Annotated in this window: 8 protein-coding genes, 1 tRNA gene and 1 pseudogene; 3 read left to right on the forward strand and 7 right to left on the reverse strand. The window is 60.5% G+C overall.

The annotated features are described in order from the left end of the window. Window positions 1–15 precede the first annotated feature (15 nt). Window positions 16–294, reverse strand: a complete 279-nt coding sequence (locus ACOX7T_RS09510; RefSeq protein ID WP_433442155.1) for a hypothetical protein — start codon at window positions 292–294, stop codon at window positions 16–18. Window positions 295–433: 139 nt separating this feature from the next. Beyond that, a complete protein-coding gene (locus ACOX7T_RS09515) occupies window positions 434–2,365 on the reverse strand; it encodes an S-layer homology domain-containing protein (RefSeq protein ID WP_433442157.1) in 1,932 nt (643 codons plus the stop codon). A 273-nt stretch (window positions 2,366–2,638) separates the two neighbouring features. On the opposite strand from ACOX7T_RS09515, the gene ACOX7T_RS09520 reads away from it, so the two are divergent. Then, window positions 2,639–2,714, forward strand: a tRNA-Ala gene (locus ACOX7T_RS09520). Window positions 2,715–2,909: 195 nt separating this feature from the next. Here the strand turns inward: ACOX7T_RS09520 and ACOX7T_RS09525 are convergent. The 5 genes and pseudogenes from ACOX7T_RS09525 to ACOX7T_RS09545 form a co-directional block, all read right to left on the reverse strand. Next, window positions 2,910–3,227 carry a hypothetical protein gene (locus tag ACOX7T_RS09525; protein WP_433442159.1) on the reverse strand — a complete coding sequence of 106 codons (318 nt, stop codon included), beginning with the start codon at window positions 3,225–3,227 and terminating at the stop codon, window positions 2,910–2,912. A 275-nt stretch (window positions 3,228–3,502) separates the two neighbouring features. Next, complete coding sequence (locus ACOX7T_RS09530; RefSeq protein ID WP_433442161.1) at window positions 3,503–4,456, reverse strand: hypothetical protein; 954 nt, start codon at window positions 4,454–4,456, stop codon at window positions 3,503–3,505. A 15-nt stretch (window positions 4,457–4,471) separates the two neighbouring features. After that, window positions 4,472–6,580, reverse strand: a complete 2,109-nt coding sequence (locus ACOX7T_RS09535; protein WP_433442163.1) for an NB-ARC domain-containing protein — start codon at window positions 6,578–6,580, stop codon at window positions 4,472–4,474. Beyond that, window positions 6,570–7,340: an MATE family efflux transporter gene (locus tag ACOX7T_RS09540; RefSeq protein WP_433442262.1), complete on the reverse strand. Its 771-nt coding sequence runs from the start codon at window positions 7,338–7,340 to the stop codon at window positions 6,570–6,572. Before ACOX7T_RS09540 ends, ACOX7T_RS09535 begins: the two co-directional genes overlap by 11 nt. 90 nt (window positions 7,341–7,430) lie before the next feature. Then, window positions 7,431–7,931, reverse strand: a pseudogene (locus ACOX7T_RS09545) (MATE family efflux transporter); the annotation flags it as partial. A gap of 231 nt (window positions 7,932–8,162) precedes the next feature. On the opposite strand from ACOX7T_RS09545, the gene ACOX7T_RS09550 reads away from it, so the two are divergent. Both ACOX7T_RS09550 and ACOX7T_RS09555 read left to right on the forward strand, forming a co-directional pair. After that, window positions 8,163–9,137, forward strand: a complete 975-nt coding sequence (locus ACOX7T_RS09550) for an S-layer homology domain-containing protein (protein WP_433442165.1) — start codon at window positions 8,163–8,165, stop codon at window positions 9,135–9,137. Between the two features lie 80 nt (window positions 9,138–9,217). After that, window positions 9,218–11,245 carry a hypothetical protein gene (locus ACOX7T_RS09555; RefSeq protein ID WP_433442167.1) on the forward strand — a complete coding sequence of 676 codons (2,028 nt, stop codon included), beginning with the start codon at window positions 9,218–9,220 and terminating at the stop codon, window positions 11,243–11,245. Window positions 11,246–11,332 lie beyond the last annotated feature (87 nt).

The raw sequence follows: 11,332 nt of genomic DNA on the forward strand, positions 1-11,332 counted from the left end.
AGCCCGTTTGCTGTTTCAGCCGAGGCTCACTTCCAGCCTGACTGCGGCCGAATCCGCCGCGCCGTTGTGAGTGAGGAACAGGCCGTAGGTGTGGGCGGGGTCCACATAGAACCGCTGGTGGGACAGCGTTTCAAGGGGCAGACAGGCGGCAATCTGCCGGGTGTCCCAGTCGTATACAATAAGGTTGGCACTCCCCTCGGGCAGCTCCTGGGCGTCCAGCAGGATGACGTCCACGAGACCGCAGGAATCATACCCAAAGCGCATCTCAGGCACGGCGCAGCGGGCCTGGGTCATGGGCGACCCATGCCTGGGGACGCCGTTCGTAGCTGACCGTGAGCTTGTCGTGGGCCTCTTCATCCCGAAGAAGGTCCGCTGGCTGGTCGGCGCCGTAATACGGACTGCCCGGGATGCACATGAATACGTCGGTCTCAGCTCAGCTTACCTCCCGGTCAGCCGAAGTATTCGCCTCGTCCTGGGACACCGGCGCAGGAAGCCGCCGGTCGGGCAGCGTCAGACGGACCACAACAGCGGCGGCCTCCGCCCGGGTGATGTTCCAGTCTGGGTGATAGTTGCCTTGCGCATCGCAGCCCTGGACAATGCCCAGACTGTAGAGTTTGATGATCTCGTAGGCATGGGGTGTTGCGCGGGCAAAGGCTGATGCGTAATCTTCCACGTCAGGCGGAGAAATATAAAGGTCCGAATACATTTCATAGTCAGGCAGCGCGGGGTACAGAATGGCCGCCATCTCGCCCCGGGTGGCCGGGCGGGAGAAGTCGGTAAATTCATCGGGTTCGAGGATGCCTGCATCCAGCGCGTAGGCCACATAGGTGTCCCACCAGTGCTCGCCCGAGGTCTGATCAAAGGTGTACTGGTCGGCGCGGTAGGTGGAGCGGATGACGGCGGCCAGCTTTACCACCTCGGCCAGCGTCAGGTTGGCGTCGGGGAGGAAATCACCCTGTCCGTTTCCGGCAAAGAGACCCAGCGCGGTGGCATCCCGGACAGAGCCCTCCTGTCCCGTGCCGTACCACAGGCTTTCGTCAATATCCCGGTATCCGGAGTAGGGCTGATCCATGGTGAAGTTGGACAGGGAGCCCTCCAGGACAAAGCGGGCTTTCAGGGTGTGGTTTTCCGTGGCTGGCGGGAAGGTGTACTGGGTGACCGGGCCAACGCTGACGCCGTCCACCAGTACATCGTAGAGCCGGTATCCCGGGTGGGTGTGGATATACACGGTGCGGCTCTCTGTCTCCAGAAGGGGAAAACTGGTGACATTGTAATTGTAGTCGATGATATCGCCGCCAGAGTCATCTATAGGAGTGAACTCCCCCTCTGTGCCCCGGGCGATATATGCGCCTGTCTCCGTGGAGAGCGAGACATAGTATGGCGAGGGGCTGAACTGGGGGTAGCTGCCTGGAAGCTGTGTCCACCTGACATACCCCTCATCCGGGTGGCTGTCCACCCAGGCGTTGAGGGCCTCCAGCAGCGTGCCTTCCTCGGTTAGGGGAGTCCCGTCCGCTTTGTAAAGGGCGCCGTCCAAGCCGGTAAACAAACCACAGCCATTCTCGTATGCATCAGGGGAAAAGATATCAGTACTTTCAGATGGCAGCCATTCTGGAAATATGAAGGAGAAGCAGTGCTCAATGTCGGTTTGTTGGGCGGCAAATGTGGGATAAAGATTGGATGTATAACAGTTTTCTGCCCTGGCTTTGGAGCCGTCCCGATTTCCGCCGAAAAATCCGCCGTTGAGAATGTCGGCAGATGTGACATAACAGTTTGCAATTAGGCTATCTGAATTGGTGGTGACCAGAGCGCAGGTATAGCCAAGATTGCGGCCGTCTATCCACGCAGCGCTAACCCCGCCGCTAAAGGTACAGTTCCGGAGCACTGAGCCGTCGCACAGAGTATACACCAGTCCCGACGCATTGAATGCTTTAATTTCACCGATGACATACAGGTTTTCCACAACGCCCCCCTCCACAGTGCCGAAAAAAGCGGCTGAGGAACCCACACCGGGTTCAATAAGCGCGGGAAGGTCAACCTTTACTCCGGTGATAAAGTGAAAGCCGCCGTCAAAGGTGCCGCGGAAGCTGTGCGCATCGTCCATACCGATGGGCGTCCACAGCTCTTCGCCCAGATCCAGATCGGCGGTCAGGCGGTAGGAGGCAGAACGATAGGCCTCATCCCCGCTATTGACCAGGGACGCAAATTGCCATAGCTGTTCCACCGTGGCGATTTGATAGGGGTCCTCCGCAGTGCCGGAGCCGCCGGCAAAGACGGAAGAGGGTGTCTCCGCCGCCTGGGAGACAGCCGGGAACATGGCAGCGGCCAGACACATACACAGCAGCAATGAGAGAAAACGTTTGTACACGATAGGCGCTCCTTTCTGACGCACGGCCCGGAGCATATCAAATGCCGGGCTTATGGTGTCGGGTTTCCTGCATTCCCAGAACATTATATCATATAAAAAGGGAAGCGGGAGAGAAACGCCGTACTGCAGCCGCCGGAAATTGTGCTGCGCCGCTGGGCAGCAGCTGTCACAGCGGATTGCCCGAGAGAAAAATAGGGAAATTTTAAATTTTCAGTTGACAGCAGAGAGATGGCCTGCTATAATGTACAAGTCGTCACAAGATGACAGCAATATGGGGGTATAGCTCAGCTGGGAGAGCGCTTGAATGGCATTCAAGAGGTCAGCGGTTCGATCCCGCTTATCTCCACCAAAAAAGGCCTGAAATCGTAAGATTTCAGGTCTTTTTCTTTTTTGAAATTGAAACAGAGAATATAACTCAGCTGCCCGGCGGACTCAAGGGAGCAGCCCGCTTTCTTGCCGGGATATATGAAGACGCCGCCCGTAATCCGGTTGGGCGGCGCCTTTTTTAAATGAATTTATGAAATCTCGTTCCGCTTTTATGCACTTACTTTTTTGCGGCTTTATAAAACATATAAACTGCACACCCGCCGCCAATCGCAAATGGCCCGATGGCTCCCACAATTTTAAGAAGTATGAGACCAATCGTAAGATGAAGGACTTCCTTCAGAGCGTCTAAAACCACATATGACGATAATGACAGCCCGCCGCAAACGAGGCTCAACGTGAGTCTGCCGCACATTCTTTCTACTTTGCGTGTTTCCTTTTTAGAAAGTGCCTGTAATATATGATTGACAAGTACAAAACACGCAATGAGAGAAACCGCACAAATACCCAACAGCACAAAAGACAATGCATCTGTCATAGTGACCCCTCATCAGCTTTCTATGAACATGATAATCAAGTGTGTATTTGTAATTCTAAGGCAGTTAACATCCATAGTATAGCTCAAATTAGCGGGGGTGGCAAGGTGTGCACCCTTTTGCGGGCTTGCCGCAGACATTCAAATAGTGCATAAAATGTAGTCAGAGGAATGATAGAAGGTAAAACGAAGGAGGGTACCGCAAGGTACCCTCCTTCGTTTTTAGAGTGCTTCAGTACGCTGTGAACAAAGGCAGATGCTGCTGCGTCAAACAGGGCCTACTGCCTTGCCTTTTTCTTTTCTCCATCCAGGGTTTTGAAATGCAGAAATCGCAATTCCGGGTGTCCGCAGTGGAGCAGGAATGTGTCCATGAGGCGGCAGGTGCGGCGGAGCCACGCGTGGCAGCCGGAGGGGGGCTTTCCCGCGCACTCCTGCTGATACCGCTCCAACAGGCTCAGAACCAGAAAATCCGTCCGCTCGCCAAAACGGCTCTCATGCCGCTCATCCAGGGGGAGATATCCCAGCGTTGTCAGGCCCCGGTCGAGGATGGACGGAGAGACAAACGGGGCGGACAGCAAAAACAGGTGGCGCAGCATTGTTTTTCTGGGGATTTCACCCAGCAGAAAGCGAAGCCGCTGAAACTCGTTGACGTAGTTTGCGCTGTTGAGATGGCTGGTCTCATCCAATTTGTTTTTGGTGTCCACATACTGTCTGGCGTCCTGGACATAGCAGTGGCGCAGATATTCCCCGGATTTTTCCCAGGGAATATTCAGACATTCCAGCTCCAGCGGATGAACCATGGCCAGATATTGGGCCTCCAAATCCTCCAGATACCGCCTCCGCCGGCAGTAGACCGGGTCTTCATAATCCGCAGCATCAAACACCATGTCGGCGCTGTCGTAGTACCCCTTCAGGAGGAAGGCTTCATCTGCCGGATTCAGCGCCAGCGCCCGCCCCAGCGCCAGACACTGCTCCCGGCTCTGGGGCTTGTGCCGTCCGGTGCGCCAGTATCGCACGGCCAGCTGCTCCGTGCTCTTCTCCGGCTGCCGTCCGTACAGCCGCTCAAATACCAGCCGGTCCAGCGCGCCCCGTCCGCTTAAGCTTTGAGACCGGGCCACATCCTCAAATCGTTCCCGAATCCATGCGGTCTCACGGGACTCCCACCCGGGCTCGGTGCAGAGGGCCAGAGTGTTCTCCAGCCAGTCCAGGGTTTCCTTTTGGTACTGTTCCATCCTGATCCTCCCGGCTCAAAGCGCCGCTTCCTTCTCGCGGAGCGTCTCATACCACTGGGTCTGGCGGGGATAGTACTGGGTCAGCTTGTGGAGAATCTGACGGTACAGCGTCCGGGCAGCCTCCGCTTCTCCGGCAGCAGCCCAGGCGTCCGCCAGAACCTCCTGGCAGCTCAGGGTCTCCTTGGCGGCTTCTCCCCGCATGGCCTGGGTGACCTCCGTGCAGCTCCGGGCCAGCTCCATTGCCCCCGGAACCTCTCCCTGCCTGAGCAGAATTTCAGCGCGCAGCAGGTCCAGCTCCACGCTGAAATGCCGCTGCTCCCCGAAGGGTTCCGTGCAGAAGTCCTCCCGCAGCTGACGGCACACCTCCAGCGCCTGCCGGTATTGCCTCCGGCAAGCCAACAGCTTGGCCTGCTCCAGATGGAGAAAATAGCCGGTTTTGCGGTGCGGAAGGGGGAGGTGCCCCACCAGATTCTCATACCGCCCAAAGGCCTCCAGAGCCTCCCGGCAGTAGGCCAATGCCGAAACATACCTGCCCTCATGGCGGTCATTGCGGCACATTTTGTGGGCCGCCTGGGCCAGCCGGTAGAAGTAGAGGGCGTTGTAGGGCCTGCACTTCCGCAGAATCTCCAGAGCCTTTTGATACCAGGCCTTGGCGCTGGAAAACTGCATGCTGTTGTGGTACACCGCCCCCACCCGCATGGCAATGCTGCCGGTGACCTGATGCACCGCCCCGTAATGCTCCTCACAGCTTTGGTAGAGCCGGAGCATGTATTGCAGGGACTCCCCGAAATATCCTCCGATCCATAAAACGGTGGCGAAGGTATCGTAGCTGTCGGCCAGCCAGGCACGGGGCGTGGGCCAGGCGTCCAGCAGTGAAAAGCAGACGGGCACGGCTTTGACCACCTCACCATAGGGTTCGTCCCAGATGTGGGCGTATTCCTCCTGCATCCCCCGGAGAAATCGGCGGCAGTTCTCCGGGGCAGGGGGGTAGCAGCGCCGGACGCTCTCCGCAATCACCGGATGGAGCCCGCACAGGGATTGTCCGTCCTGCTGCCGCACCCACACCAGCGACATGGCGCAAAGACGCTCCAGTGCGGCCGCTTTCAGCCCTGACGCCCGGAGAAAGCGCCCGGTCTCCATGCCGCCCGCCGGCAGCAGCGCCAGACAGCGGAGGACGCGGATATCGGTCTGGCTCATCAGGGGCCTGCGGATAAAGTATCGGGTCAGGTCGTCCTTTCCGGCGCCCAGCGCCGGCGGCTGGTCCGGGCTGCACAGGGCCAGACGCATCAGAAGGGGATTGCCCTGCACTCCGGCGCAGAATGCGTCCAGACGCTGGATTTCGCCGGGGGTCAGAGGGCTCTGGCCGCAGCAGCGGTAAAAATCCCGCCAGTACCTCCGGTCCAGCGGGGGCAGGCGGTGCACCGCCACCGGCCAGTCCGCTCCGCACACCCGCCCGGTCATCAGCAGGGCGCAGGGCAGCTGCCACAGCAGGGGGAAAACCCGGTCCTTCAGCTGGTTCACATCGTCCAGAATCAGCAGCACCCGCCGGTTTTCCAAAAGCCCGGTGAACACCTTCCACTTTTTCTTGAAGTACTGGGCCTGATCCGCGTACTGCCCGGAATTCCAGGACAGGTTCCGGATGTTCAGCTCTCCGTCGTCGCAGAAGGTGTGGGTCAGGTCCTGTCGGACATTCAGCCACACAACGGTGCCGTAGGCCCCGGCAAACCGGGCGGCGTAAGCACGGGCCAGGGTGGTCTTGCCCAGACCGCCCATGCCGTGAAGCAGCACCCGGCCGGGCCCGCTTCCGCCGCTCAGCTGCCGGTGGATGGCCGCCAGCTCCTCCTCACGGCCCACAAATTGTTCCGGCGGAAGAATGGGCCTGGGGAAGAGCGCATGCTCATGGGTCCTCCGATAGGCGGCGTACTGCTCCTCCCAGAGTGCCACGGCCCGCTGCTGTTCTTCCGGACCGGAAAACCCCGGAGGTGTATCGGGATACCGGCTTTGCAGCACGATTTGGTTCCAGCTCCAAATCAGCTCCCGGTCCAGCCCCAGGGCCAACCCCTCCTGAGGCGTCAGCAGCTGCTCCGTGCTCAGGCCGTCCGGCCGGACCGTATCAGCGTGCATTCCAATCGCCTCCTCTCAGGGTACGCCGAAACAACGCGCTGCCCAGAAGGGCGGAGGCCCCCCAGCTCAGCACCACGCCCAGCGCTCCGCCCATATAGCCGAAGGCGGGAATGAGAAGCCAGGCGGCAGCGGCGCTGCACAGCACCTCCATACCGCCCAGGGCCACCACGCCGCCATACCGACCCATGGCCTGCAGGGCGTTGCGGTAGAGAATGGCGAAGCTCACCGGAAACACCAGCACGGTGAGGCGGAGCCACAAGAGGGATGCCTCTGTCACTTCGGAAGGCTGTCCCGGTCCGGCCACCAGCCCCACAAGGGGGCGACCCGCAATCCAGACCAGGGCTGCCGCTGCCAGGCCCAGAATCACAAAGAGCCGGACCAACCGCCGGTGGCAGGCCAGGATATTTTCCCGGTTGCCCGCACCCACATTCTGGCCGGTGATCACGCCGGAGGCGGTGCCCAGCTCCCCCTGGGGCGCGATGAGGACCGCCTGCAGGGAGAGGGCGATGGCCTGGGCGGCAATCAGCCGGGGAGACAGGGTGTTCACCGCCCGCTGGAGCACCAGGGCGCCCAACGCGCTGAGGAAGAAGTAGACGGTTTTGGCGCCGCCGTTTTGCAGCAGACCCCGCCACACCGTACCCGGAATTTCACGGGGACCCACAGTCCGCAGCAGCCGGGGCCGGTTCCGCCGGACGTACCGCAGCAAAAGCAGGGCCAGCAGGGCGTTGGTCAGCACCGTGGCCAGCGCCGCCCAGGCCACGCCGCCCTTCCACACGCCGATGAACAGTACCACCAGCGCCGTGTTGGTCACCGCGCCCAGGACGGCCAGTGCGCTGAAATAGCCCGTGTCTCCCACCGCCTGGAGGAGCACCATCAGCAGCAGCTTGGCGGCGGTGGCCCCCGCTCCGGCAAAGGAGAGAATCAGGTAGGGCGCCGCCGCGGGGCGCAGCTGGGGCGGGAGATTGCCCAGGGCCATCAGGCCATTTACCCCCAGCGCGGCCAGCAGGCCCAGGCCGGAGAGAATCAGCGTATACCGCAGGGCGGCGGAGAAGGCGGCGGGGAGACGTTTGGGGTCCCCGCTGCCTACGGCCGTGCCCAGGCAGATGCCGAACCCGTAAAACATCCCGGCCAGCACCTTGCCCCGAATGGTCAGCAGGCCGCCGCAGGCCCCCATGACCGCCAGAGCCGTATCGTCCAGGGCATAGCTGACCACGGCGGTGTTGATCAGGCCGTAGACCTGCTGGAAGAGCTCCGCCGCCATCAGCGGGATCAGGAACCGGGCAAGGGCCTTCGGGCAACAGGCTCCGGTAAAATCCACGCAAATCCCCCCCTTTTTTGGAAAACGTACCATGTACAAAGCAATCTGTCAACGAAGTAAGTTTTAACCAAGTGGGATTTACGGAATATTTTTTGCTTTGGTTAAAACTTACATCATTGACAGGGCCTTGGAGGCTGTGTTTAAGTTGGACGAATTACGGAGACACATCCCGCAGTCCCTGCCGTGCTGCGGAGCCATCTCCCGGAAAGGAGGCCCCATTCGGACAGCGCTACGGCAGAATTGTTGGAGAAAGGAAGTTTGTCTATGAAATACGGGAAGAAAATTCTGTCTCTTCTGCTGGCCGCCGTGCTGGCGGCCGGTGTGCTGGCGACGGGTGCGTTTGCCGGCGAGATTGACACGGACACGGTGGATTTGGGGAATGTGAAGTTCATCGGCGTCTACGCCCAGGAGGAGGAGACCCTGCAGCTCACCTACACGGACTACGAGAGCGGGGAGACCGTCAAGGAAGAGATCACGGCCACGGTCTACACCCTGTTCAACACCGCCGACACCGTGGTGTACACGCACAGCGCCGTGAGCAAGTTTATGCCCTACCGTCTGCAGGCCGACGGCTCCTACAAGCAGGAGGGGCTGGGCGTTCAGGGCGGCTTCAAGTGGACTGTAAAGACCTTTGCCGATCGCCCCGCTGAGCTCTATCGTCTCACGCCGGACCGGGACGCGGCCGACGTGTTTTTCCGGGTGAAGGACCTGACCACTGGGGGCGGCGTCAAATTTTCCGACGTGCCCGACGGCGCGTGGTATGCGGACACCGTGAAGTGGGCGGTGGAGAAGGGGATCACCACCGGCACCAGCGCCACCACCTTCTCTCCGGACACCCCCTGCACCACCGCCGAGATTATCACCTTCTTCTGGCGTGCGGCCGGTTCCCCGGCGTCCGGCGCGGAGCTCACCTACAAGGACGTGCCTGACGACGCGTGGTACCGTGACGCCGCGGTGTGGGCCTGCGAGAAGGGCCTGGTGGAGGGCGACACCTTCGGCGGAGACACCCCCTGCACCCGTCTGAGCACCGTAATCTACCTGTGGACCCTGGAGGGCAAGCCCAGACACGGCTCGAACCACTTCCAGGATGTGGAGATCAACGGGCCGTACCACTATCCCGTGGGCTGGGCCGTGGCGGAGGAAATCACCACCGGTACCAGCGACACCACCTTCTCCCCGGACCTGGTGTGCAGCCGTGCGCAGATTGTGACCTTCCTGTACCGGTACATGATGCGGTAACGGGCAGCCGCTCCCCGCGGATGGTTCTATGGGGGGAGCGAAACATCACCGGCAGTCTGCCGGAAGAGAGGAGAACTGTTATGAGACGAACACGGACAAGGCTTTGGGCCCTGCTGCTGAGCGTGAGCCTGCTGCTGAGCCTGCTGCCCGCCCAAGCGCTGGCGGCGGCGCTGCCGGAAGCCGGGCAGACAGTGTTCCTGCCGGTCATTGAGGAGGGGGAGGAGGCCCCTGCGCCCCAGGGCGCGGGCGGAATCTCCGCCTTTGGCCTGGTGGAAAATCAGGAAGGCTCCGAGTATGTCTATGCGGGCAGCGCGGTTATTTCCTACAACGGAAGAGCCTTCATCAAAACCCCTGACGGTGAATCCTATGTGACGGAGAAGCCGGAATCCAACGGCATTCTTCAGCTGCTGGATGAGGAGGGCACGGCCGTGGCCTCCAGCAGGGCGCTCTCCAGCTATTACTCCGATTATGAGACGAAGCATTATTACATTTCCGGAGCGCGTTTTGATAACGCTGCGGAGCTGCCGGCGGGAAGCTACACCCTCCAGCTGGTGGCCGGAAATGTGACCTACCCCTGCACCGGCACCATGGAGATTGTGGGCGACGGGGCGCTGCTGATTTCCGATGCATACCTCGACAAGCTGTATACCGGCGCCCAGGAGCTTGATCTCCGCCTGACGGTCTATGGATTCGAGCGGGAGGAGGAGCTGGAGGGCCTGACCTTCTCCCTCATGGACGGAGACACCGTGGTGGCCCAGTCCACGGGCACATACCGGGATATCAGTGCCAATTACGAGAGCAGCCAATGGTATCTGTGTGCCCAGATGAAGGTGGCCGAGGGGCAGAGCATCCAGAGTGGCCCCAGATACAGCCTGGCCATCCGCTACACCGGCGATAAGGTGATGGTGGACGGCGTAGGAGCCGCATCCAGCAGCGCCTCCGCCCCCAGGGCCTCCGTTGAGGGCTTCCGGGTTCTGGACCCCCAGACGGCCCGTGTGGCGGTGGAGCTGTCCTGTCTGACGGCGGGTACCGGCTATCGCGTCGCGGTCAGCAGCGACTCCCAGGGGACCAATCTGTACGCCGACCAGACCTTCACGGCGGAAAGCGACACCCAGACGGTGGAGCTGCAGCTGACAACCGGCGGCATGGTGGTGCCCATGACCGGCTACGAGAGCCTTTTGTGGGTAAAGGTCTATGCAGACGGGGATGAGTACGGCAGCACACCGCAAAGCTTCACAAATCCCTACGCCAACCTCCGCCAGGAGACGGTCTATTTTTATCCCTACGCCATGAAACCCACCGCCAGGGACCTGGCGTTCCGGCTGGAGTACTACAACGGCTGCTCCTTCTACAAGGGGAGCGGGGACGTGCTGGAGCTGCGGGACAGCAACGGAACCGTACTGGGCCGCTGTGAGGCGCTGACGCAGACCGTGTCAAATGGCGAACAGGGCGTCATCACCGGCACCCTGCATATCACCGGCAGCCTGGCCGTGCGGAGAACCTATTATCTCTATCTCAACGGCGTCCAGTTCAATACGGTCTACACGACGGATGAACTGTGGCTCATGAATACGATTCCTATGGTAGACTATGGTGCTCACACCATATGGACCAACCTGGGTGAGTTCCCCATTTACACGGAGGTCCTCAATTCCGGCGGTACCGGCCGGTTCGTCTTCAAAAACGGCGATACCGACGTGCTGACCAGCCCGATCATCACCGGCCAGCCCAGCGGAGTTCAGGACATGCTGGTCTATGCCCACACCTTTACCGCCGGGGACTTCGGGAAACTGACGCCCGGCACGGCCTATACCCTTGTGTTCCGGGACGGCAGCGGTACCGAGGCTCCTATCAACGACAAGGACTTCACCTATACGGCGGACAAGGTGCCCCTGGACCTGAGCAACAGCAGTCATGCATATTTTGAATGGCATGCGCTGAAGCCGGGTAAGGATACCGTGGCGGGCCGGCTCTATGTAAACAGCAGATCCTTCAGGAACATCGAAAGAGCCGATCTGGAGGCGCTCAAGTCCATCACCCTCTCCAACGGCACGGACACCTTTGCCGTCGCAAGCTATACCGCAGAGTGGAACAGCGGAAGCTATTAGTACGATCTGACCCTCACCCTGGACAAGCCGGTCACCGCCGGAACCTATACGGCGTATCTCGACGGCAGGCAGCTTGCGGGGGGCATT

The organism is Pseudoflavonifractor sp. (assembly GCF_050943825.1).
Lineage (GTDB): Bacteria > Bacillota > Clostridia > Oscillospirales > Oscillospiraceae > Pseudoflavonifractor.

Coding starts and splice junctions, on each gene's coding strand:
- ACOX7T_RS09550 (WP_433442165.1), top strand. CDS start 8,163: ATGAAATACGGGAAGAAAATTCTGTCTCTTCTGCTGGCCGCCGTGCTG.
- ACOX7T_RS09525 (WP_433442159.1), bottom strand. CDS start 3,227: ATGACAGATGCATTGTCTTTTGTGCTGTTGGGTATTTGTGCGGTTTCT.
- ACOX7T_RS09510 (WP_433442155.1), bottom strand. CDS start 294: ATGACCCAGGCCCGCTGCGCCGTGCCTGAGATGCGCTTTGGGTATGAT.
- ACOX7T_RS09535 (WP_433442163.1), bottom strand. CDS start 6,580: ATGCACGCTGATACGGTCCGGCCGGACGGCCTGAGCACGGAGCAGCTG.
- ACOX7T_RS09530 (WP_433442161.1), bottom strand. CDS start 4,456: ATGGAACAGTACCAAAAGGAAACCCTGGACTGGCTGGAGAACACTCTG.
- ACOX7T_RS09555 (WP_433442167.1), top strand. CDS start 9,218: ATGAGACGAACACGGACAAGGCTTTGGGCCCTGCTGCTGAGCGTGAGC.